Annotated in this window: 22 protein-coding genes; 19 read left to right on the forward strand and 3 right to left on the reverse strand. The window is 38.6% G+C overall.

Features of this window, described 5'->3' with window-relative positions; genetic code table 11:
- Position 1 precedes the first annotated feature (1 nt).
- Together ACKVEV_RS19040 and ACKVEV_RS19045 are read left to right on the forward strand one after the other, a co-directional pair.
- Entirely contained in the window at positions 2-748 is a 747-nt protein-coding gene (locus tag ACKVEV_RS19040; protein ID WP_409367778.1) for a hypothetical protein, read from the forward strand.
- A gap of 106 nt (positions 749-854) precedes the next feature.
- Positions 855-1,922 carry a glycosyltransferase gene (locus ACKVEV_RS19045; protein ID WP_409367779.1) on the forward strand — a complete coding sequence of 356 codons (1,068 nt, stop codon included), beginning with the start codon at positions 855-857 and terminating at the stop codon, positions 1,920-1,922.
- Between the two features lie 910 nt (positions 1,923-2,832).
- Here ACKVEV_RS19045 and ACKVEV_RS19050 read toward each other — a convergent pair.
- From ACKVEV_RS19050 to ACKVEV_RS19060, 3 genes are all read right to left on the reverse strand, one after another.
- Complete coding sequence (locus ACKVEV_RS19050; protein ID WP_409367780.1) at positions 2,833-2,988, reverse strand: hypothetical protein; 156 nt, start codon at positions 2,986-2,988, stop codon at positions 2,833-2,835.
- Positions 2,989-3,564: 576 nt separating this feature from the next.
- The gene (locus ACKVEV_RS19055; RefSeq protein ID WP_409367781.1) at positions 3,565-5,754 is read right to left on the reverse strand and encodes a DNA topoisomerase III; all 2,190 of its coding nucleotides are present in this window, start codon (positions 5,752-5,754) and stop codon (positions 3,565-3,567) included.
- Between the two features lie 322 nt (positions 5,755-6,076).
- Positions 6,077-7,093, reverse strand: coding sequence for a LacI family DNA-binding transcriptional regulator (locus tag ACKVEV_RS19060; RefSeq protein WP_409367782.1), 1,017 nt, complete (start codon positions 7,091-7,093; stop codon positions 6,077-6,079).
- Between the two features lie 603 nt (positions 7,094-7,696).
- Here ACKVEV_RS19060 and ACKVEV_RS19065 point away from each other — a divergent pair.
- The 17 genes from ACKVEV_RS19065 to ACKVEV_RS19145 all read left to right on the forward strand — a co-directional run bounded on the left by ACKVEV_RS19065 (position 7,697) and on the right by ACKVEV_RS19145 (position 24,869).
- Positions 7,697-8,527: an amidohydrolase family protein gene (locus ACKVEV_RS19065; protein WP_409367783.1), complete on the forward strand. Its 831-nt coding sequence runs from the start codon at positions 7,697-7,699 to the stop codon at positions 8,525-8,527.
- A 16-nt stretch (positions 8,528-8,543) separates the two neighbouring features.
- On the forward strand, positions 8,544-8,864 hold the full coding sequence (locus ACKVEV_RS19070) for a UxaA family hydrolase (protein ID WP_409367784.1): 321 nt from the start codon (positions 8,544-8,546) through the stop codon (positions 8,862-8,864).
- 4 nt (positions 8,865-8,868) lie between these two features.
- Positions 8,869-10,029 carry a UxaA family hydrolase gene (locus tag ACKVEV_RS19075; protein WP_409367785.1) on the forward strand — a complete coding sequence of 387 codons (1,161 nt, stop codon included), beginning with the start codon at positions 8,869-8,871 and terminating at the stop codon, positions 10,027-10,029.
- A 23-nt stretch (positions 10,030-10,052) separates the two neighbouring features.
- Complete coding sequence (locus tag ACKVEV_RS19080) at positions 10,053-10,868, forward strand: SDR family NAD(P)-dependent oxidoreductase (RefSeq protein WP_409367786.1); 816 nt, start codon at positions 10,053-10,055, stop codon at positions 10,866-10,868.
- Positions 10,865-11,638 carry an SDR family NAD(P)-dependent oxidoreductase gene (locus ACKVEV_RS19085; RefSeq protein ID WP_409367787.1) on the forward strand — a complete coding sequence of 258 codons (774 nt, stop codon included), beginning with the start codon at positions 10,865-10,867 and terminating at the stop codon, positions 11,636-11,638. The genes ACKVEV_RS19080 and ACKVEV_RS19085 overlap by 4 nt, the downstream gene beginning before the upstream one ends.
- A 27-nt stretch (positions 11,639-11,665) precedes the next feature.
- Positions 11,666-12,559 carry a fumarylacetoacetate hydrolase family protein gene (locus ACKVEV_RS19090; protein ID WP_409367788.1) on the forward strand — a complete coding sequence of 298 codons (894 nt, stop codon included), beginning with the start codon at positions 11,666-11,668 and terminating at the stop codon, positions 12,557-12,559.
- A 20-nt stretch (positions 12,560-12,579) separates the two neighbouring features.
- Positions 12,580-13,008, forward strand: coding sequence for an L-fucose mutarotase (fucU, locus tag ACKVEV_RS19095; protein WP_409367789.1), 429 nt, complete (start codon positions 12,580-12,582; stop codon positions 13,006-13,008).
- A 51-nt stretch (positions 13,009-13,059) separates the two neighbouring features.
- Positions 13,060-14,073 (forward strand): asparaginase, encoded by a 1,014-nt coding sequence (locus tag ACKVEV_RS19100; RefSeq protein ID WP_409367790.1) that lies wholly within the window; start codon positions 13,060-13,062, stop codon positions 14,071-14,073.
- 30 nt (positions 14,074-14,103) lie between these two features.
- Positions 14,104-15,414, forward strand: coding sequence for an ABC transporter substrate-binding protein (locus ACKVEV_RS19105; protein ID WP_409367791.1), 1,311 nt, complete (start codon positions 14,104-14,106; stop codon positions 15,412-15,414).
- Positions 15,415-15,620: 206 nt separating this feature from the next.
- Positions 15,621-16,508 (forward strand): carbohydrate ABC transporter permease, encoded by an 888-nt coding sequence (locus ACKVEV_RS19110; RefSeq protein WP_409367792.1) that lies wholly within the window; start codon positions 15,621-15,623, stop codon positions 16,506-16,508.
- Complete coding sequence (locus ACKVEV_RS19115; protein ID WP_402926849.1) at positions 16,505-17,320, forward strand: carbohydrate ABC transporter permease; 816 nt, start codon at positions 16,505-16,507, stop codon at positions 17,318-17,320. The genes ACKVEV_RS19110 and ACKVEV_RS19115 overlap by 4 nt, the downstream gene beginning before the upstream one ends.
- Before the next feature lie 35 nt (positions 17,321-17,355).
- A complete protein-coding gene (locus ACKVEV_RS19120) occupies positions 17,356-19,356 on the forward strand; it encodes an alpha-amylase family protein (protein ID WP_409367793.1) in 2,001 nt (666 codons plus the stop codon).
- Between the two features lie 176 nt (positions 19,357-19,532).
- Positions 19,533-20,975 (forward strand): leucyl aminopeptidase family protein, encoded by a 1,443-nt coding sequence (locus ACKVEV_RS19125; protein ID WP_409367794.1) that lies wholly within the window; start codon positions 19,533-19,535, stop codon positions 20,973-20,975.
- A gap of 1 nt (position 20,976) precedes the next feature.
- Positions 20,977-21,669 (forward strand): copper homeostasis protein CutC, encoded by a 693-nt coding sequence (locus tag ACKVEV_RS19130; RefSeq protein WP_409367795.1) that lies wholly within the window; start codon positions 20,977-20,979, stop codon positions 21,667-21,669.
- A gap of 26 nt (positions 21,670-21,695) precedes the next feature.
- Complete coding sequence (locus ACKVEV_RS19135; protein WP_409367796.1) at positions 21,696-22,634, forward strand: ROK family protein; 939 nt, start codon at positions 21,696-21,698, stop codon at positions 22,632-22,634.
- A 353-nt stretch (positions 22,635-22,987) separates the two neighbouring features.
- A complete protein-coding gene (locus ACKVEV_RS19140) occupies positions 22,988-23,638 on the forward strand; it encodes a TetR/AcrR family transcriptional regulator (protein WP_409370590.1) in 651 nt (216 codons plus the stop codon).
- Positions 23,639-23,726: 88 nt separating this feature from the next.
- The gene (locus ACKVEV_RS19145) at positions 23,727-24,869 is read left to right on the forward strand and encodes an acyl-CoA dehydrogenase (RefSeq protein WP_409367797.1); all 1,143 of its coding nucleotides are present in this window, start codon (positions 23,727-23,729) and stop codon (positions 24,867-24,869) included.
- The last annotated feature ends 31 nt before the right edge of the window (positions 24,870-24,900 follow it).

The raw sequence follows: 24,900 nt of genomic DNA on the forward strand, positions 1-24,900 counted from the left end.
GGTGTTGAAATTACAACAGCGTTTAATGAGAGAATTACAACAAAATCGGCATGTGAAAATAATGAAATCAACGGATTGGTGTATTCCGATTCGCACAATCGAAGTAACATACGAGCCGATTCGTCGCTCAACGATGGATGTCTTAATGCAAATGCTATTAATTAGCATGCAGGAAGCAAATTTTCAAAATGTAGAGGAATTAAGTGAGCTATTACTAGTAGACCCACTGTTTATTGAGGATTTAGTATCGTTAATGTCTCGCGTACGCCTTATTGAACAAGCAGATGGCTTCTATAGATTAACCCCTAAAGGAGAACAACAATTGGCGCGTGGCATTTTAGAGGAGGAGCTTGAGGTTGAAACGGCTACGTTATTATTTAGCCCATGCCACCAAGCTATTCTCCCTGCCGGTGAAGAAGATATAGAGGAGTTTGATGAGTTGCCTGAACCTTATCGCTATGTCGATAAAGAGGCTGAGCAACAAGAACAATTTGATGAGGCGATGTTGCTTGAAGCGTTGCAGCAGGAAGAAGAAGCAACTAGCGCTCAAAAAATAGTGGAAACCATCGTCTCGGCACAAGCGCAACAGATTAATGATATCCCGTGTTTACAATTTATACTGTATGATAAGGAAAAAAATATTGTCTACGTCCGTGTATGGAATACATTGTTAAACCAATGGGATGAAAAGTTGGAACAGCAACTAACAGAAAAAGAGCAGCTGCAATGGCGGGAACAATATTTATAAATAACAGAACGAACGGTATCGCAATATACCGTTCGTTTTTTGCATTTAAACAACAGCGTGCAAACTTTATAGCGTGCATATATTACATACATAAAGGAGGGACCCGATGATAACGATTAGTCTATGTATGATTGTAAAAAATGAAGAAAGTGTGCTCGAACGATGCTTAGATTGTGTCCAGCACTTAGTCGATGAAATTAATATTATTGATACAGGCTCAAGCGATCGTACAAAGGACATTGCCAAGCAGTATACTTCTCGAATTTTTGATTTTCCATGGGGCGACCATTTTGCGCAGGCGCGAAATTTTTCATTTCAACAAGCAACAAAAGATTATATTTTATGGCTGGATGCGGATGATGTACTCACAACAGAACAGCAACACAAACTGATGGAACTGAAGCAATACTTGTATCCTAATATTGATGCAGTTTCAATGGATTACTATGTCATGTTAGAGACGGATGGCAGTGTGGCATTAAGTGAAAGAAGATGCCGTTTAGTGAAGCGTTCGCGTAATTTTCAGTGGCAAGGTGCGGTTCATGAGTACTTGGATATAACCGGTCCAATGTGCCATAGTGATATAGCTGTTGTCCACTTACCAATTAAGCGAGATAAAGCGCGTAATATTCGTATTTATGAGCGTTTAAAAGCAGAGGGGCATGTATTTGCCGCTAAGGATTTATTTCACTATGCCAATGAATTAAAAGACCACCAACGTTTTGTAGAAGCCATTAACAATTACCATACTTTTTTAGATACAGCATTAGGTACTGCCGATGATTCTATTGAAGCTTGTCTCCATTTAGCTGTTTGTTATGAGCAATTGCAGGATGCCAAGCAGGCGACGCAAGCTATTTTTCAATCGCTAATGTATGATCAACCTAAACCAGAAGCATGCTGTCGAATCGGTCAATACTTTATGGAGCAATCGAAAAATAAGGAGGCGATTTATTGGTATTCACAAGCATTACAAGTATCTCCTTGCACGTTGGGCGTTTATAAGCGAGCATACTCGACATGGATTCCCCATGTTCAATTAAGTTTGCTTTATGATCGCTTACGACTATATGAAAATGCCTATGAGCACAATGCAAAAGCACTGTACTATAAACCAAATGATACGTGCATTCGAGACCATCAACAATATCTTAAGAAGCAGCTGAATAAATGATGAGCATAGACTACGTGCGGGGGCAGGGAATTCAGCGATGCAGTGCTTCTTTCGGCGGAGTGAAGAGGGAATCCCGCGAAATGAGGGGAGAATCCCGCGAAATGAGGAGAGAATTCCGCGGAACGAGGAGAAAATTCCGCGAAACGGAGCGATAATTCCGCGAAACGAGGAGAGAATTCCGCGGAACGGAGCGATAATTCCGCGAAATGGGGAGAGAATCCCGCGAAATGGGGAGAGAATCCCGCGAAACGGGGAGAGAATTCCGCGGAGAGGGGAGAATCCCGCGAAATGAGAGGGATTTCCGCGGAACGAGGAGAGAATCCCGCGAAATGGGGAGACAATTCCGCGAAATGAGGAGAGAATCCCGCGGAACGAGAGGGGATTTCCGCGAAACGGAGCGATAATTCCGCGAAATGAGGAGACAATCCCGCGGAGATGGGAATTCCGCGGAGAGGGGAATCCCGCGAAATGGGAGAGAATTCCGCGGAAAGAAGCGATAATTCCGCGAAACGAGGAGAGAATCCCGCGAAACGAGGAGAGAATTCCGCGGAAAGAAGCGATAATTCCGCGAAACGAGGAGAGAATTCCGCGAAACGGGGAGAGAATTCCGCGGAGAGGGGAAGTAATTCCGCGGAACGTGGAGAGAATTCCGCGAAATGGGGAGAGAATTCCGCGAAACGGAGAGAGAATCCCGCGAAGCAGTGCAACAATTCCGCGAAAGCAACATGAACCCTACCTTTCATTGCACAATAGAAAAAAGAATCCGCTGTAGTCCGCATCATAAAGGGCGGGAGCAGATTCTTCTTTTCAATTTGAGTTATTCTATGAAATAGCCTTGGCGGCAGTAATTCCTTTTACATAATATTGACGGTTGCCATAAGCTGCACTTCATATACTTTCATTAGTTTCACTAGGTATTGCTGTCACTAATAAAACCACTAAATTCCTGTGCATTTGAAGAAACCTCAATATAATCTACATAGATCGCATGACCAATAATTAGCGATAGCACAACAATAATTGTAATAATAATCACATTACGTGGTCTAAAGTCTTGAGCTTGCACTTTCTTCTCCTCCTTTGTAATTTAGTGAATATTGCGACAATTCAATATATGTTATAGGAATTAGAGTATGCAATTTTAAAAATACTTTTTTTGTAAATGTTTGAAAAAACATGAGGGATGGAAACGGCGAATTGTGTTGCAGTAGCTAAAAAAGATACTACTATATGTATATTTTACTAGATGAAAAAGTAAAAATTCAAGATTTAAGCGGGCAAAAAAAGTGTTAGATTGATGGCCATCAATCTAACACTTTTTTGCAATGCCATTGTTGTCCGCTACGGCGGTGCTTTCCGCGGGCACACCGTAAGCCGCAACTCTCGCTAACGCGCGGATTGTTGCGTCTTACATTATGTGCTGTTCTGAGCAGGAGTCACCGCCTACGCTACCAACAACTAGTATTTACTGCTAAGTTTTTTTATTGCAATATAGTGAATAGTAAGGCTTCATTTATTTTGCATTGCAGACAAACATCAACTATAAAACAAAACTACTTTTGGCAATGCAGTTGTTGTCCGCGGGCACATCGTAAGTCGCAGCCTTCGTTAACGCTTATATCCTAGCTTCTTTTCATTAAAATTAATCAAGTTTTAATCCTTTTAATGCTTCAGCCAAGGCGTTATTTACGGGCTCCTCGTTATTTTGTTGTTTTAAATATTTTTGCACGGAGCGTTTATCGACTTTACCGCCGCCTTCTTTTTTACGGCGTGCTTCAAAGGCAGATAATTTCTCGCGATGGCCACATTTACATACAAAAATTTGTCCGTCCCCTTCACCGCGAAGCTCTAGTTTTTTCTTACATTGAGGGCAGCGGGCGTTTGTCACACGTGCTACGTTTTTGCGGTGACCACATTCACGGTCCTGACAAACGAGCATTTTACCTTTTTTGCCGTTCACTTCGAGCATCGGTTTACCACAATCAGGGCAAGATTTAGTAGAAATATTGTCATGTTTATATTTTTTATTGCTTGCTTTAATTTCTGAAACGATTTCTTTTGTGTAATTTTTCATTTCACTAATAAAGACATCTTTTTTCAGCTTACCGTTTGCAATGGCTTCGAGTTTTTGCTCCCACTCAGCAGTAAGTGTAGGGGATTTTAACTCTTCCGGCACTAAATCAAGCAATTGTCGACCTTTTGATGTGATGTAAATATCTTTCGCACCACGTTTTTCGATTAAAAATGAGTTGAAGAGTTTGTCAATAATATCAGCGCGCGTGGCAACTGTACCTAAACCGCCTGTCGATTTTAACGTATCGGCTAATTTTTTATCGTTTGTCGCCATATATTTCGTTGGATTTTCCATAGCTGATAATAAGGTAGCTTCGTTAAAGCGAGCTGGTGGCTTCGTTTGACCAGATGTTTGCGCAATCAGTTTAATCTGAAGTGTATCACCTTTATCAATACGAGGGAGGATTTGCTCTTGTAAATCATCTGCCGTATCCTCATCGTCAAAGCGATGTTCATATACTTCCTTCCAGCCAGCTGATAAAATCGTTTTTCCGCGTGCGACAAAGCTTTCATCCATAATTTTTGCACGTAATGTCAGCTGTTCATATTCAAAAGCAGGGAAAAGAACTGCTAAAAATCTTTTCACAACAAGGTCGTAAATTTTCCGTTCTTTATCAGAAAAAGCAGAGAAATTAACATAGCCTTCCGTTGGGATAATGGCATGGTGATCAGAAACTTTACTATCGTCGACAAATGCCTTCGACGTTTTAATCGGTTTATTTAACAGCTTATTGGCAAGTGGGCGATATTCGCCAATACCACAAGCTTTTAAACGTTCCGGTATCGTTGCCACAATATCCTGTGAAATATAGCGTGAGTCTGTACGTGGATACGTTAATACTTTGTGCTGTTCATAGAGTTTTTGCATAATATTTAGCGTTTCTTTTGCAGAATAACCGAAAATTTTATTGGCATCTCGTTGTAACTCGGTTAAATCATATAAGCCTGGAGCGAAAGTTTTCTTCGGTTTCTTTTCAATATCAGTGACAGTGGCGTTGTTTCTGCCTAGCTTTTTTACGATAGCGTCTATTTTATCTTTATCAAAACTACGGCTATTGCCTTTTGCATCTTGCCATGTCAGTTTTAAATGATCGGTCGTTTGTGCTTCGATACCGTAATAGGTTTGTGGTTTAAAGTTTTTGATTTCATCTTCACGTGCCGCAATAATGGCTACAGTTGGTGTTTGCACACGACCGCAGTTGAGCTGGGCATTAAAGCGGGTTGTTAAAGCACGCGTAGCATTTAGTCCGATATACCAGTCCGCCTCAGAACGTGCCACAGCAGAAGCGTATAAATTATCATAAGCTTTACCTGGTTTTAAGTTGGCAAAGCCATCTTTTATCGCTTTATCGGTTACAGAAGAAATCCATAATCGTTTAATCGGCTTATTAATTTTTACTTTATCAATTATCCAGCGTGCTACAAGTTCACCTTCGCGTCCAGCATCAGTAGCTACAATGATTTCGCCAACATCACCACGCGTTAGCTGGCTTTTTACGGCGTTAAATTGTTTGCCTGTTTGTTTAATCACGGTTAGCTTTAAACGTTCAGGTAACATTGGTAAATCTTCTAAATTCCACGTTTTATATTTCACGTCATAGCTTTCTGGGTCTGCTAACGTTACAAGATGACCTAATGCCCATGTAACGATGTATTTATCTCCTTCAAGAAAACCGTTTCCTTTTTTATTACAATTCAATACACGCGCAATATCGCGCGCTACTGATGGTTTTTCAGCGATTACTACACTTTTAGCCATTCATAACATCCTTTCGTAAATCCTTGTGTTTACTATATCATAGAGCATTATTGTTATGGTAAAGAAGAAGTTTAGAGATACTTTGCTATTGTTCAACTAGCAGCTCATCCTCTTCGCATCTAGTTTATGACAAGACGTACTCGTTAAAAGTGACAATAGTATTAGTGAAATACAGAGGCAATTAGTTGATGAAAGGGGGGGATGACATCTGCGAAAAAAAGGGGAGGTTTACTATGGTGTGCTAGTGAACATCAACGCCAAAGCAAAGAAGTGCTAGAATGACGATGGTCAATCTAACACTTTTTCTTTATTAGCCAGTTACTTATTTAATAAAAGCATTTGAAGATTTTCTAACGATTAGCGTTGGTTGAAGATGAATTTTTCGATATTCACTAGGACCGTTTTCTTCCACTCTTTCGATAACTAATTGCGTTCCCATATAGCCAAAGTCATAGGCTGGCTGTGAAGCTACAGTGAAGAAAGGATCGAAATTTGAATACGGCTCTAAATCGTCGAAGCACACAACGGCAATATCTTCTGGCACTCGAATATTTTTGTTGCGCAGTGTTGTAATAGCATTAATCGCGATAAAGTTATTAGCGGCAAAAATAGCAGTAGGTCGTTCTTCCTCAGGTAATAGCAGTAAACCATTAATCGAATCCCATTCTTCTTCTTGCTTATAATGTGCTTGGATCACTAAGTTCTCATTAAAAGATAAATCATTTACTTTCAATGTTTCTACATATGTTTGATATCTTTCTTTCGATGTAGAAATGTCTAAAGGTGCGTGGATAATGGCAATCTTTTTATGTCCACGGTCAATTAAATGTTGGACTAACTCTCTCGTGCCCTCATGATTATTCCCTAATACCATATCGCAAGGTAAATCGTCTATCATCCTGTCAATTAATGTGAATGGGATTTTGTTTTTCACAAGCTTTTTCAAGTTTTTTTTAGATTGATTACCAGTGGGGGCAATAATAACACCGTCTACCATTTTTGAAATTAGAGCATCTATGTAGCCACTTTCTTTTTCTGGATCCTCATCCGTATTGCACAACATTAGCTGATAGCCCAGTTGATTCGCTTTATCTGCTGCTCCTCTGGCAACCTTTGTGAAGAAAGGGTTTGTAATATCAGGAATCACCAATGACAAGATTTTAGTTTTTTTAATATTTAAACTTCTAGCGGCGTAGTTAGGGATATAGTTTAATTCTTGAATAACAGCTTCTACTTTTTTTCTCGTTTTCTCACTTATATTTCCTTTATTATTAATGACTCTTGAAACAGTCATAGGAGAAACATTCGCTTTTTTGGCAATATCATAAATTGTTGTCACCTATCGTACCTACCTTACATTGTAAATTTTTTTGTATTTTACCTACTGCTGGCACAACGTTTCTGCGCAAAACATCTGTTGGACGAAGATACATTTTATTTCAAAATAAAGTCATCGTGATTAGTCATGTTGTTGGATTATTTTTACATAAACAGTTCTAATATAATTGTACTTCTTTTAACACTACACTTTCCAATATTTAAATCCAAGAGGGAAAGCGCTTTAAGTGAGCCAAAAATAAAATAATTCACACATTCTCCGTTTATTGCTCCAGATGTACATACCATTTTTCACAAGTCATTATAGCATGAGTGTCCAACAATCGACATTACCACTAATTTTTATTGTCACTGCATAATCAACGTTGTCAAATGTGTATTTTATGACAAAGATATGAGCGTTCCTTCAACAATCTAAAAACAGCTATTTCCCAGTGTTTTTCACCATTCTACTCTACTAAGCATAAAAAATCCTACTCAATACCACCTATTTAACTCGGTTTTGAATTTTGATTATTTTCAGAAATTAGTATTGACATGTATTTTTTTGTTTGTTATTTTTACGTTACCGGTAACATAAAAGTTAACAAAGGTGGTGTTGAATATGATTATTGATTCACATCAACATTTTTGGAAGTTATCAAGGAATGATTATAAATGGTTAACAGAAGATTTACTAGAACTTTATCGTGATTTTATGCCGAATGATCTTTATCCCATTTTAAACGAACATCAAATTGATAAAACAATCGTCGTGCAAGCGGCACCGACGATAGAGGAAACGTTATTTTTATTAACGTTATTTGATAAATATGACTGGATTGCGGGCGTAGTTGGCTGGTTAGATTTAAGCGCGGCGAACTTCCAGCAACATTTTGAGGCGCTACTACGACATCCTGGCTTTGTCGGTGTGCGACCTATGTTACAAGATTTACCTGAGGATGATTGGATATTACGACCAGAGGTTTTAAAGAACGTTGACTTACTTGTCCAACATGATGTTCCGCTAGATCTGTTAATAAAGCCAAGACATTTTCCTTACATACTAGAATTATTAAAATTGTGTCCTAACTTGAGAGTCGTAGTAAACCACATTGCAAAGCCAAATATTGCAGAACAGCAGTTAGATGGCTGGAAAGAAGCAATGGAAAAAATAGCGATGTATCCAAATGCGATGTGCAAACTTTCAGGATTAGTGACAGAAGCTACACATCAAAATTGGACGCTAGCGGAGTTCCAACCATTTATCACCCATGTGGTCAATGTTTTTGGTACGGAACGGGTGATGTTTGGAAGTGACTGGCCTGTGTGTAATTTATCAGGTACATACAATGACGTACTGATGATACTGATGGAAAACTTACCAGCAAACTTACTTGGCAAAGATTTAGAAATGATATTTGGCGAAAATGCAAAACGTTTTTATAAATTGTAAAAAGGAGGGCAAAGGCATGGCAGAAATGGCATTTCAACAAGGGGTAACTTGTATCGTAATGGATGAAAAAGATAATGTTACGACGCTATTAGCAGATATGAAAAAAGGCGCAAGCGTGGTTTATACAAAAGGAAATCAAACGTGCGAATTAACGTTGCAAGAAGATGTTCATTTTGGACATAAAGTAGCGATTGCGCTTATTAATCCGGGTGAGGAAGTGAAGAAATACGGAGAAGTAATTGGTGCAGCAACAACTACCATTCTTCCTGGTGAACATGTACATGTTCACAATATCGAAGGAATACGCGGGCGTGGAGATAAAAGGTCGGAGGTGTAAATAGATGACATATATTAAAGGCTATCGAAGAGAAAATGGAAAAATGGGTATTCGCAATCATCTCTTAATTTTACCAACAGTCGTTTGTGCAAATCAGGTGACGTCAAGAATTCAGCAACAAGTGCCAGATTCTGTAGCGATCCCTCACCAACATGGATGTAGTCAAGTAGGTGCTGATAAAGAAAGAACACATCAAGTATTAGTTGGCATGGGCAAAAACCCGAATGTAGGGGCTGTTTTAATTGTTAGTCTTGGCTGTGAAGTAATCAATGCACAAGATATTAAGAAAGAAATTGAAGAGACAGGTAAGCCCGTTGTTTGGATTGATATTCAAAATGAGGGTGGCTCCGTTAAAACGATAGAAAAAGGTGTAGAACTTGCCAAGGAACTTCTGAAAAAAATAGAAGATACACCGTTAATCGATATTCCGCTGTCCGAGCTTATTGTAGGTGTCAAATGTGGCGGTTCTGACGCTACATCAGGATTATGTAGTAACCCTGCACTTGGAAGAGCAGCAGATGCCATTTTAAATGCAGGTGGCACGATTGTGATGGGAGAGACAACTGAAATTATTGGCGCGGAGCATCTTGTTGCGGCAAAGGCTATAAATCAAGATGTCCAACAAAAATTGTATAAATGTGTTGAACAATTTGAACTTGAAGTAGAACGCATGGGTGTCGATATGCGTGGAGGAAATCCAAGCCCCGGTAATATTGCAGGCGGCTTATCAACGATTGAGGAAAAATCTTTAGGTTGTATTAGTAAAGCTGGAACAGCCATGCTGCAAGGCGTTGTAGACTTCGCCGAAGAAATTCCGGGCACAGGCTATTACTTCATGGATTCACCAGGCAATGATATTGAATGTGTTACAGGTATGGCAGCAGCGGGCGTTCATGTTGTTTGCTTTACAACAGGCAGAGGAACGCCAACAGGCAATCCGATTATACCGGTTATTAAAATAACAGGTAACGAAATGACTGGAAAAAGAATGGCGGACAATATCGATGTAGATGTTAGCCCTGTATTACAAGGTAAGGAGTCGTTGGACGAATCTGGTGAACGCATTTTAGAATCGATCGTTAATGTCGCGAAAGGTCAGCAAACGAAAGCTGAGATTTTAGGTCATCAAGAATTCAGTATTAGTCGCATCGGCATTAGTTTATAAAAAGCAAAGTAGGGAGAATGCACATGAAAAAACTTGAAAACCGCGTTGCTCTAGTTACAGGAGCAAGCAGGGGGATAGGGGCTGCTATCGTCGAAAGATTAGCAGAAGAAGGAGCCCATGTTGCCATTAACTATACATCGCCAAGCTCACTAGTAAAGGCACAAGCATTAAAGCAACAAATCGAGGAACGTTTCCATGTTCGTGCAATGGTTGTCAAAGCGAATGTTGGCATTAAACAAGAAGTCGATCAAATGATTGATGAAGTTGAAAAAACATTAGGCGATGTCGAAATCTTAGTAAATAACGCCGGTATCGCGCCATTTGAATCATTTATGAAATTAACAGAAGAGACATGGGATACAACGTATCAAACGAATGTTAAATCGATTTTCTTAACGACACAGCGAGTAGCGAAAAAAATGATTGCCAATCGTTACGGAAAAATTATTAATATCACATCTACGGCTAGCTTACTTGTGACAAGCCCGGTTATCCCACATTATATTTCATCAAAAGCAGCGGCTAGTCATTTAACAAAAGCGCTGGCGATTGAATTAGGCAAATACAATATTAACGTCAATGCCGTGGGGCCAAGTACAGTGGCGACAGATATGTGCCAAGAATATCTTCAAGATCCAAGCATTTTAGAAAAAGAAATTCAAGCGAATCCAATGAAAAGATTGGGAACGGAAAAGCAAATTGGCGATGCTGTCGTATTTTTAGTTTCTGATGACGCCATGCAAATTAATGGCCATTTACTAATGGTAGATGGGGGACTTACTGTGAAAGCTGCACAACCCGAAGATCATTTAGAACAAGAAAGGGAAATGTTGCTATGAGATTACAAGGCAAGGTAGCGCTTATTACTGGTGGTGGTAGTGGTATTGGTCGCTCGACAGCTCTGCTCTTTGCAGCAGAAGGCGCCCACGTAATCATCAACGATGTGCACAAAGAAAACGGTGAAGGTACCGTAAAGGACATTCAACTTAATGGAGGAAACGCAACATTTTATCATGCAGATGTGACGATTCCTCAAGCAGTGAAAGACATGGTTGACCACATGACAAAGCAATTCAAAAAAATTGATATCCTTTTTAACAATGTGGGCATCAGCAATGTTGGACGTATAGATGAAGTAGAGCCTGACGTATGGGATAAAGTGATGAGTGTCAATGTGAAGGGCGTTTACTTACCTAGTAAATATATTGTTCCTTACATGATGGAACAGAAGAGTGGATGCATCATTAATATGTCGTCATGTGCTGCTGAAATGGGCTTAAAGCAACGCGCATTATACTCGGCAACAAAAGGCGCTATTTTATCGTTAACGAAGGCGATGCAAGTAGATTATGCACCGTACAATATTCGTGTCAATGCATTATTACCAGGCACTATTTTCACACCATTTGTTGAAAATTATTTAGCGAATGCATACGACAATCCACAAGCGGCCATCGAAAGTATTAAAACAAGACAGCTAAGTGGCGAATTAGGGAAACCTGAGGATGTAGCAAAAGCAGCTTTATTTTTAGCATCTGATGACTCGAGTTTTATGATGGGTTCTCCACTGTATATAGATGGTGGCGTGGTCTTTGGAAAAAATGCTTAATATGACGAAATGATATGAGGATTGACTATGAAACTATTAACATTTGATAAGCAAGGCGTCTATCAATTAGGCGTGCAAACGGAGCAAGGCATTATTGATATTGCGGCATCTATTGAAAAAAATGCCGATCTTACTAATTTACCAGAATACACAGCTCTTATGACTTGCAATAAAGAAGAGACAGCAAAGCTTCAACATTTTATTGAAACGATAGTAGCACAAGAAAGTGCTGTGTTTGTAGAGGAAGAGCAAATCACGTGGGGACCATGTGTGACAAAGCCACATAAAATTATTTGTGTTGGTTTAAATTATCGCAAACATGCGGACGAAACGAATGCACCGTATCCAGAAGTACCTATTTTATTTAATAAATTTGATAATACATTAACAGGACATAACAGTGAAATTGCTATTCCAACGGTTACAAAGGAACTTGATTATGAAGTAGAACTAGGGATTGTGATCGGCGAAAAGATAAAAAATGTCACTGAACAAGATGCATTAAACCATGTTTTCGGTTATTGCACAGTGAATGATTTGTCAGCACGTGATTTACAAATGAGAACGCATCAATGGTTATTAGGAAAAACTTGCGATAAGTTCAGTCCGATTGGTCCGTACTTAGTGACGGCAGATGAGATTACAGACCCTAATAATTTAGCATTAAAAACATATGTCAATGGCGAGGTAAGACAAAACTCAAATACTGCCGATATGATATTCAATTGTGCTGAAATCATTAGTTATATTTCTCAACATATGACATTGGAGCCTGGCGATATTATTTTGACAGGTACACCTGAAGGCGTAGTATTCGGATACCCTCAAGAACAGCAAGTGTATATTCAACCAGGAGATGAAGTAACTGTAGAAATCGAGAAATTAGGTTCTCTAACAAATTACTTTGTAGCAGAAGAATAAAGAAATGAGTGTGAATAACGATGCTAAAAGGGATTCCTCCAATTATTTCACCGGATTTAATGAAGGTACTAATGGAGATGGGTCATGGAGATGAGATTGTGTTGGCAGACGGCAATTTTCCGGCTGCCAGCCATGCCCAACAGCTTATTCGTTGTGATGGACATACAATACCGGCATTACTGGAAGCGATCTTGGCATTCTTTCCAATCGATACGTATGTCGAACATCCTATTCAATTAATGGCTGTTGTCCCAGGAGATCCAGTGGAACCAACGATTTGGAAAGACTACGAACAAATTGTTCAACGTCACACCGAATGTTCTGGCCCATTTGAATTGATAGAGCGTTTTGCGTTTTACGAACGTACAAAAAAGGCTTTTGCTGTAGTAGCAACAAGTGAAAAAGCGCAATACGCTAATATTATTTTAAAAAAAGGTGTTATTAAATAACCTTTCGCGTATCGGCAAATGGTCATTCTTAAAAATGGGGGAAAGCGAATTATGAATTCTAAAGTTTTAGTAGAAGAAACACGGGCGAACTTACTGGAAAATGTGCATTCTGGTGTTGTTTGTGGTGTTAATGACAGCAAAGAGGCGATTTATCAAGTTGGTAATATCCAACATAATACATATTACCGTTCTGCTGCCAAACCAATTCAAGCACTACCTGCTTTTTTATCTAAAATTGATTTAAAGTATGGCTTAACTGATAGAGAGGCAGCATTATTTACTGCTTCACATCGTGGAGAAACGTACCATATTGAAGCGCTTGAAACAATGAAAGAGAAGTTTGCAATTGATGAAAGTGAATTATTTTGTCCGTATTCCTATCCGTTAAATGCTGAGCCGAAAGAGGCGATGTTAAGAAAAAATATGGAAAAAAGAAAGCTTTATCATAATTGTTCAGGCAAACATATGGGCTTTATTGCAACATGTCGTGAACTAGGTTTTCCAACAGAGGGCTATTGGAATGTCGATCATCCTCTACAACAGCTTATTTTGAAAACGCTATCTTATTTATCAGAAACACCGCTCTCTGACATTCATGTAGGAGTAGACGGCTGTGGGGTGCCAGTGTTCGCTATACCGTTACACAATATGGCGATTACAAGTTTGAAATTAGCATGTCCAGATTTAATTGACGATTTGGAGCTGCGAGAAGCGGTAGAGCGCATGACAACGATTATGAACAATGAATTCAATATGGTAGCGTCTGATCACTTTATTTGCTCTACATTATTGCAAGATCGAAATATCGTCGCAAAGGGCGGGGCAAAAGGTGTTTATTGCTTCGGCTTGAAAAAAGAACGTTTAGGCTTTGCATTGAAAGTTTTAGATGGTTCTGAAGACGTTTGGCCAAATGTCATTGCGTCTATTTTAGAGCAAATAGATTATGAAAATAAAGAAACAATTGCTAACATTCGCTCCCTTCGACCAAGCATCATTAAAAGTGATGGCGGCATTGAAGTAGGAGCAATCCGAGAGGTATTTGCATTAACACCAAATACAAAATAAAAATAACTTGTTACAAAGGGGATGAAATTGATGAAGAAAAAGATGCTCGTAATTTTAATGGTTGTATTAGCTACTATTCTGACAGCTTGTGGTGGTTCGAATGATGCTAATGGTAATGAAGATGGCAAAGTAAAAATTAGAATGCTAACAAGAATGGCAGGGACAAGCACCCAAGCACAAATTTATAAAGATATTATTAAAGAATTTGAAGCGAAGCATTCGGACGTAGTCGTTGTGGATGAATCTCAAGGTGATGAATCAGCATTTAACAACAAGCTGAAAACAGATCTTGCATCTGGTACTTTACCGAATATTTTTAGAGTTCAAGGTGTCGCAAATTTAAATGAGTACATTGAAAGTGGCTTACTAATGGATATGGATCCAATTTTAAAAGAAGATCCAGCGTGGGGCGAACATTTTACAGAGGGTGCATTAAAGTATTATCAAGTACCAGGTCATGAAGGTACTTATGGCATTCCGATGGAGTCTGGCTTAATTGGTGTTTACTATAATGAAGAATTACTTAAAAAAGCTGGTGTAAGTGAATTCCCAGAAACTTGGAGTGAACTAACAGCTGCCATTAAAAAGCTAAAAGGCATCGATGTTACACCAATTGCACTTGGTGCAAAAGCAACGTATATGGCAGGTCATTTACACAACCAAATTTTCTACAAATGGATGGGAACAGAAGCTGCTAAGAAACTTGGTACAAGAGAATTAAAATGGACAGATCCTGATGTTGTAAAAACACTTGAGTATGTAGATGAATTAAATAAATTAGATGCATTCGGTCAAAGTGCTGCTGGTATAAGTGATGAAATCGCTGTGGCAGATTTCCTTGAAGGTAAAGCGGCAATGATTATTACAGGGCCTTGGAACATTGGTAAATTTACAAATACAAGTGAGACAGAATACGCGGATTCTATTAAACTTGCTAAATTCCCATATTTTGATGAAAAACCAGAGTTTAAAGATGAAGATATGCAAATCATCAGTCCATATATGGTCAATGGCAAACTGGAAGGAAAAGAAAAAGAATATACAATTGAGCTTCTAAAAATGCTAACTTCAGCTGATGCAGCTAAACGTTTTGCAGAGGAAGCACAGTTTTTAATTCCACGTTCTGATATCGATATTGATGAATCAAAAGTATCTGATTTATTCTTACACAATATTGAATTAGGTTCTACATCAACAGGTATTGCAGTAGATGTGTTCGACTTTGATCCACTACCATCTATGCAAGATAGAACAAGAAATTCGATTGTTAGTATCTTAATAGGTGGTAAAGCAAAAGATGCAGCAAAAGAAATTCAAAGTGAAATTGATAAATCAAAATAAGTAGACGGATAACGAACATTAGGTTAGCAACAGGTGGCGGCTCCAGCAGGATCGCAAGTCCAAATCGTGGACAAGCGTAGCGAGGAAGTAGTTTGATTCTTCTAGCGAAGAGCCGTTTACCTGTAGCAAAACCTGTTTCGTTTAGCTGTGAAATGAACGTATTTATTGGGCATATGGTAAAAAAATTTAGAAATGGAGGGGAATAGATGAATGTAAAAACTAATAAGGATAAGGCGAAAATTTTTCTATTTTCTTTACCGGCTTTAGTAATCTATATTCTATTCCTTATTGTACCTATGATAGGTGCCCTATACTTTTCCGTTGTCAACTGGAATGGCATTAAAGGGGCACCTTTACAATTTGTTGGTTTAGAAAACTATCTAAATGTATTTAAGGATAAAGATTTTCTTATCTCGTTAAAGAATATGTTTGCAATGGTGTTTTTTAGTGTTTTATTCCATACACCAATCGCTTTATTATTAGCAGTTGCCATTAACACAAAATTTAGAGGACATCGTTTCTTTAAAGTAATTTATTTTGTACCAACTATTTTCCCTTTAACTGCAATTGGTTTACTTTGGTACTTTATCTTTATGCCGAATGGCTCGTTAAATAGCTTATTAGAATTTATTGGGCTAGCGGATTTAGCTAAAGGTTGGTTAATTGATTCATCGACAGCGATGGGTGCCATTATCTTTGTAAACATTTGGGCAGGCGTTGGATACTACATGGTCATCCTATTAGCGGGATTAACAACGATACCAGAAGAAGTATATGAAGCGGCAGAGATGGATGGAGCTTCGGCTGTACAAAAGTTCTTCCATATAACAGTACCTATGCTCAAGCCAATTATTACTTTATGTATTTTAATGGATATTATTGGAACAGTGAAAGTATTTGATTTAATTTTCGTTATGACGGAGGGCGGCCCGAATGGCTTAACCAATTTGCCGACTACGTTAATGTATTATGAGGCTTTCCGATACAATAATTATGGCGTTGGTAGTGCATTAGGGGTCATTATTTTTGTGATTGCACTCGTACTAACTATCGGTAGTGAATCGATTATGAATAGGAAGGAGAAGAACCAATGAAAAAGAAAATCATATTATACGTTTTTGTCATAGCGATGGCTTTATTGTTTATTGAACCGATGCTATTTACATTAGTTTCTTCTCTTAAAGGAAATAAAGAAATTTTCAGTTCACCCTTTAGTTTGCCTGAGGTTTTTCGCTTTGAAAACTATGTAATTGCTTGGCGAGAAGCGAATATGAGTAGATACTTCTTAAATAGTGTACTGATTTCGATGGCAACCGTTATTATCCTAGCGATTGTCTCTTCGATGGCGTCCTTTACATTATCAAGATTTAACTTTAAAGTGAATAAATTTTTAGCCTTATTTTTCTTGCTAGGTATGATGATACCGATGCATACAGTTCTTGTGCCAGTTTCTTATATTATTGGGGCACTAGAATTAAAAAATAACTTAGTCGCATTAGTGTTACTGTATGTGGCGTTTTCTTTATCGTTTAGTATTTTAGTGTTAACGCGCTTTATGAAAGGCATTAACGCCTCTTTGGAAGAAGCGGCATTAATGGATGGAGCGAGTTATTTCCAAATCTATTTCAGAGTCATCTTGCCAATGTCTGTGCCAGCTATATCAACCGTTTCGATTTTTAATTTTTTAGGCGCATGGAATAACATTCTGTTCCCACTATTATTTATTAATGATGATCGTTTAAAACCAATCGCATTAGGTCTATTAAACTTTAGCGGTGAAAGAGGATCTGAATACGGACCATTAATGGCAGCAATCGTCATCACGATATTAGTTCCTTTGGTTGTCTATCTTCTATTCCAAGAGAAAATTGAAAGTGGTTTAGCGGCAGGGTCAGTCAAAGAATAGTAACGAAAAAACTAAAGTGAATATTAATGGGGGTTATGAATTTGAGCGAATTACGTTATAGACAGGTACATTTGGATTTTCATACAAGTGAAGATATCCCTAACGTCGGAAAGGATTTTGTAGCGGAGGAGTTTGTTGAAACATTAAAAGAAGCGAATGTAAACTCGATTACGTGCTTTGCTAGATGTCATCACGGCTGGTTATATTACCCTTCGAAACATCGTCCAGATTTAATTCATCCGCATCTTGAAAATAAAAATCTTTTATTAGAGCAAATTGATGTGTGCCATAAAAATGATATTAAAGTGCCGATATATACAACTGTTCAATGGGATGGTTATATAAGTAAGCATCACCCAGAGTGGTTATCGATTGATGAGAACGGCGATTTTATTAATAGTCAAGGCGTTCCAGAGCCGCATTTCTACTATACAATTTGTTTAAATAGTGGCTATAGACAATATTTTAAAGACCATTTACAAGATATTATCGATACAGTAAAAAGCGAAAATATTGATGGTTTCTTTTTAGATATTTTATTTAAAGTGGATTGTAATTGTAAAAATTGCTTTGAGCAAATGGAGCGTAAAGGATTAAATACAAAAAATCGAGTAGATCGAATCTATTATTCTACGCTGATGCTTGAAGAGTTTAAAGAAGAGATGACCGAATTCCTTAGCACGAGAGTGCCACATGCAGGTATTTTCTATAATAGCTCTCACATTGGTCCAGGAAATAAAAGTAGCTTAAATAATTATACCCATTTGGAGCTAGAGTCTTTACCAAGTGGCGGATGGGGCTATGATCATTTCCCTGCAACAATGCGATATTCTCGCACTTTAGGTAAGGATATCATTGGGATGACAGGGAAGTTCCATACGTATTGGGGCGATTTCCACTCGTTAAAAAATAAAGCGGCATTAGAGTTCGAATGCTTCAATATGCTTGCTTTAGGTGCAGGTTGTTCAATTGGAGACCAGCTGCATCCAAATGGCAAATTATCGAAGGCTGCTTATGAATTAATCGGCAGTGTTTATGGCAGAGTGAAAGAAGTAGAAAAGTATTGTATGAATACAAAACCGGTTGCCGAAATTGGGGTCTTAACGCCGGAAGAATTTTATACACCAGGGGATCATAATTTAGGGATTCATCCAGCATTAATTGGTGCTGTACGAATGCTACAAGAGTTGTCGTATCAGTTTAATATTATCGACAGTCAAGTTGATTTTAACGAATATAAATGTATTATTTTGCCGGATGTTATTAACTATTCACCTGAACTACAACAAAAGCTTCAAACTTACGCTAACAATGGCGGGAAAATTATCGGTACATATGAATCCCTCATTAATAGAAATAGTAATGAAGTAGATGTATACGGCAATGTTTACGTTGGTGAATCAAAATATGACCGAGATTTCGTCTTACCGAATGACGTAATCGGTAAAAAGTTGCATAAAGAAGAGTATGTGATGTATTTAAAAGGTCTGGAAATAAAACCGGTACAGTCAGAAGTGCTGATGCACACCGTACAACCTTATTTCAATAGGGAAGGTAGTACGTTTTGCTCGCATCAACATGCCCCATCATCTCAAATCGTTGGGCAAGCTGCAGTGACAAAACACCAAAATATTATTTATTTCTCACATCCTATTTTTAAACTATACCGAAAAAATGCTCCAGCTTGGTGTAAATGGATGATGAAAGATGCGATTGACAATCTTCTTGAAAGTAAGCTTGTTGCTCATAATGGGCCATCGACATTATTAACTTCCTTGAACGAAGATAATACAACAGGTGCGAAGATTTTACATGCACTTCATTATATTACGGAGAAGCGTTCAGAGGATATTTATACAATTGAAGACATTATTCCGCTGTATCACACGGAGTTTAAAATGTTTGTTGGTGATACAAAGGTGAAGTCTGTAAAATTACTTCCGCAATTAACAGAAGTAAGCTATCGTGCCGATGGGCAATATATTAACTTTACTGTCGATAAAATTGAAGGACATGTAATGCTACAAATCGATTAACTTTATGAAAATGCTCGTGAGAGGGAAATATTCTAAGAAAATTAAACTTAGATATTTCCCCTTTCACTATTGTTAGAAAGTTCAAAATTTGGTTGAATAAACATAGTGGCCTAGGTGCATGAGAGGGTTTCGGAAAAAAGCCGGGTGTAATAGATAAATGAAAGATGTGATGACAGATGGAATTTCATTTTGGACAACAGAATAAGGATATCGTTGTAATTTATCCTGTATGGCAATCTTGTGCTCAACGCTCCATCCAAATTCCGAAATGGATGAATGACAAACATAAATGTCACTGGTTTAGACAGGAAACTGCCAATGGCGGACAGGATTATTTAATTGTTGGATTGGGACAGAGTGATACGGTTACGTATGAAAGTTTACGAGAAGCTGCAGGAGAAGCAGCAAGAGTGGCTAGAGGCTGTGAACAAACTGACGTCCAAGTTTCTTTTGATTTTTTAGAAGCGGTCAATCTAAAGCGAGAAGACGCTGTTTCTGCCTTTGTAGAGGGCTGGGTATTAGGGGCTTACCAGTTCCAAAAATACCGCAAAGATAAAATAGAAGTAACACCTTATCATATTTATTTCTTATTAGAAGAAACCAATGCTTTCAAAGAAGCGATCAATCTAGGCATGATTCGTGCTACGAGTACGAATATGACGAGAGATTTATGTAATACAGACCCGATTGATCTGAATCCCGATACTTTTGCTGAAACGATTCGTCAGCATTTCGGTGAAAAAGATTTGACTGTGAACATTTATAATACAGACGAGCTACGCAAGCTAGAATTAAATGGGCTTGTTGCTGTTGGGCGTGGTAGCCAATATTCATCGTATTTAGCTGAGATTACATACTGTACAGATGCAAGCAAGCCTCATATTGTGTTGATTGGCAAAGGCATGACATATGATTGCGGCGGGGTTAGCATTAAAACAGGTCGCAACATTAGTGATATGCGGATGGATATGGGCGGTGCAGGTGCTGTATTTGGCGCTATGGATTTAGTCGCTTCAAAGAAATTAGCTGTCAATGTCACAGCTTTATTGCCGATTTCGGAAAACGTGGTAAATGATAAAGCATTTTTACCAGGTGAAGTCATTCGTTTTGGCAATGGTCTGCATGTTCAAGTGGGCAATACAGATGCTGAAGGAAGGCTTATTTTAGCGGATGCACTGTATTATTCTGAACGTTTAAAGCCGGATGTTATTGTTGATATTGCCACATTAACGGGTTCTATAGGTGCGGCACTAGGCTTAAAATATGCTGGTGTCTTCGGTGATGATTCCATTACAGCCTTAATGAAAAAACTTGGCAGTGAAAACGGCGATTTTATATGGCCGATGCCATTGATTGATGAATATGAATCGTCTTTAGCGAGTGATTATGCCGATATTTGCAATATTGGTTCGGACGATTTAGCTGGCTCTATAACAGCAGCACTGTTTTTAAGAAAATTTGTGCCGAAAGGGATTAAGTGGGGACATATTGATATGGCCGCACCTGTGCAATCACCAAAAACGACGGGCTACCATGTGCGCGGTGCATCCGGATATGGCGTTCGTTTATTGGCAGACTTTATTGAAAGCTATAGTAAATTAGAAAAAGGGAATGAATAAAATGGTTATTGAAGTGATTGCAATTTCTTTAACAGATGCCAAAGCGGCACAACAAGCTGGTGCAGACAGAATTGAATTGGTCGCAGCTATAGCCGAGGGAGGATTGACACCGAGCTATGCGATGATTGAAAGTGTTTGCGGTGAGGTAACAATCCCGGTAAATGTCATGATTCGCCCGCACAGTCGTTCATTTTTTTATGATGAAAATGATATTCAAGTCATGTTAAAAGATATTCAAATTTGCAAGCAGTTAGGTGCTAGTGGCATTGTGATTGGTGCGCTTACAGAAGAATATGCGATTGATGAGCATACTTTACAACGATTAATAGCAGCAGCAGATGGACTGGATATTACGTTTCATCGAGCATTTGATGAAGTAAAGGACCAATCAAAAGCGTTAGAAACGTTAATGGCTTATAAAGAAATATCTCGCGTGTTAACATCAGGTGGAAAAAATAAAGTGCTTGATGCCGTAAATGAAATTCAAGCATTAGAGCAACAAGCAAGCCACTCTCATATTCAAATAATGCCTGGCTCTGGTTTGACGCCTACTACGCTTCCATCCTTTATTACACAAATTCATGTTTCTGAATTCCATTTTGGATCTGGTGTACGTCATCAAGCAAGCTTTGACCATTGCATAGACGCAAATAAAATTAGAGATATCAGAGACATTATGTTATTCCGTGCATAGACATAGTAACTACTGGAGGGAATAAAATGCAGCACAAAGAGTACCTAGTCGGTGTAGATATGGGTGGTACAAAAATTGCCATTGGTTTATTAACTGTAGATGGGAAAATTATTAAGGAAACGCGTATGGACACAAGAGGGCACGAAGGTCCGGAGAGTGTCGTTAGTAGAGTAGTAGAAGCGATTAATGCTCTAACTGAAGGCTACGATATACGAAGCGTAGGCGTTGGTGTGCCAGGTATTGTTGATACAGCAAAAGGTATTATAGAATATTGGTCTACGTTTAATTGGCAAAATATCCACTTAGAAAAGATGTTACATGCCCAGCTACAGAAAAAAGTAACAGTTGTCAATGATGCAAGTGCAGCTACATGGGGCGAATTTAACTTTGGGGCTGGTCGTCATGCAAGCAATATGGCTTTTATGACGATTAGTACAGGTATCGGTGGAGGCATTATTTTAGAACGCAAGCTGTATAACGGCAGTAATATGTTAGCTGGTGAAATAGGACATGTTACGGTAAATCCAAATGGACCACGATGCAATTGTGGGAAATATGGTTGTTTAGAAGCATATGCGTCAGGCTTATCTATTCAACGACTCGCTATGGAAGCGATTAAAAACCGCCCATCGATTTTAAGCGACATGGAGCAGCAAGAGAAAAGGCCGATTGATACAAAAATGGTGTTTGCTGCATATGCGTCAGGTGATGACGTTGCACAAGAAATTATAAATCAAGCAGCTACATATGTTGGCATTGTGTTGGCGAACTTTATCCAGACATTTAACCCAGACTGCATTGTACTTGGTGGTGGTGTGATGAAAACAAACGCTCGATTTATGGAAAAAATTCAGGAAGTCACGCAGCAATATGTGCTACCTTCCTATCGCCAGACATATGAAATTAAACGCTCGGAATTATTTGAAAATGCAGCTTTAATTGGAGCGGCCAATTTAATTATATAAGCAAATTGTTTGAGTGCCTGGCACTTTTTATGGGTACTTCAAGCGTAAAAAACCACTACCATTCTCGCGCAGTCCCCCCGGTAAGCCGCAGAGTGATAGGGTTTTTTTATTTGTTTAACGGTGCGAATTTATTTATTTGAATATTAAGAATTGTTTGGGTGACTGGCACTTTTCTGTTTGGTGTTGTGTAAATTCTCGTTAATGCATAAAATTTTATTGTGTGGAACTAGACACCAATTTTTGAGAATGCTATATTAAAAGTGTCATAGTATTTTTATAATTAGTTTAATTCAGTAAATTCTAATTATGGGGAACAAAGGGGTAAGTGTGATAAAGAAGGATGATAGATGCTTATGGTAAAGAAAACGTTAAAACAAAGAATTGTAGATGCTTCTGTAGTACTGTTTCAGCAAGACGGCTATCATAATGTAACGGTTGATCGCATTGTGGAATATATTGGTGCATCAAAAGGTGGATTTTATCATAACTTTAAATCGAAAGATGAATTGTTATATGAAGTGCATGATGTCTTTATTTCCTATGTGATTAAACAGTCACAGGAAGCTTACGACAAATACGATACGCCCATTACACGTTTATGTGCAATGCTTCAAACGCTAACACAAGTGTTTGATGTGTATCAAGCTCATATTACGGTATTTTACGAAGAAAGCCGTTCGCTGTCTGAAGAGTATAGCGCAATTATTCATAAAAAACGAGATCAATATCGGGAAATATTACAAAAAGTAATTGAAGAAGGACAGCACACTAAGGATTTTCGTGCTGAATTGCCTTGTACCATTGTCACAATGGCTATTGTGGGGATGATTAACTGGACCTATATGTGGTTTAAACAAACGGGTCCGTTGACAATGGAGGAAATTACTGAAGTATTTACAGATATGATTTTACGTGCAGTTGTCACAGAACAAGCGATGGAAGAAGCAACTCAATTTATGGTACAAGAGAAACCAGCAGTCGATACTGGTTTTATTAATCTTTAATACCGACCGACTAGTCGGTACGAATTTTATGTAACTGTCGTCTGAACGAAATCCGCTATGGCAAATTGGATATTAGGGGGAAATGGGAATGAACTTTGAACTGACGAAAGAGCAAGCGATGATTCGAGACATGGTACGTGATTTTGCTGAGAAAGAAATTAAACCTTACGCTCGTGAAGTCGACGAGACATCAACAATGAGAATAGAAAGCTTTAAAAAAATGGCTGAGCTAGGCTTATTGGGTATCCCGTTTCCTGAGGAATATGGCGGCTCTGGCGGAGATACAGTTTCTTATGCAATTGCTGTTGAAGAAATAGGGCGTGCATGTGGAGGAACTGGTTTAAGCTATGCAGCAGCCGTAAGCCTAGGAGCAGCTCCAATTTATAATTTTGGGACGGAAGAGCAAAAACGTGAATGGCTTGTTCCGTTGGCAAAAGGGGAAACATTAGGTGCCTTCGGTTTAACGGAGCCCAATGCAGGGTCAGATGCTGGTGGAACACGTACAACAGCAGTTGTCGACGGTGATGATTACGTGATTAACGGAGAAAAATGCTGGATTACCAATGCAGGTCATGCACGCCAAATTATTGTGACAGCGGTAACAGGCAAACGCGAAGACGGCAAAAAAATCATCTCCTCCATCATCGTGCCAACGAATACACCTGGTGTCACAATCAATTGTAATTACGACAAAATGGGTGTGCGTGGTTCCAACACATGTGAAATTATTTTGCAAAACGTGCGCGTACCGAGATCGAATTTACTAGGGGACGAAAAACGAGGATTCAGCCAATTTTTAAATACGTTAGATGGTGGACGTATTTCCATAGCGGCATTATCAGTCGGCATTGCACAATCGGCTTATGAAAAAGCATTAAAGTATGCACAAGAACGTGAACAATTTGGGGCACCAATCGCTAAGCTACAAGCAATCCAGTTTAAATTAGCGGATATGGCAATGGAAATAGAACTAGCTCGAACGCTAGTACATAAGGCGGCATGGCTGAAAGATCAGAAAAAACCATTTGCTAAAGAGGCAGCGATGGCAAAATTATTTGCTTCTGAAATGGGCTTCCGTACTTGTAATCAAGCGATTCAAATTCATGGTGGCTCAGGCTATATGAAGGAATACGATGTAGAGCGTCATTTACGGGACATTAAATTAATGGAAATCGGTGAAGGAACATCGGAAATTCAACGTCTTGTTATTTCTCGTCTAATTGGCTGTTAAAAACATTAAATCGCATCTTTAAGGGGGATTT

It is taken from the genome of Lysinibacillus sp. 38-6, from assembly GCF_046245175.1.
In the GTDB taxonomy this organism is placed as follows: domain Bacteria; phylum Bacillota; class Bacilli; order Bacillales_A; family Planococcaceae; genus Lysinibacillus.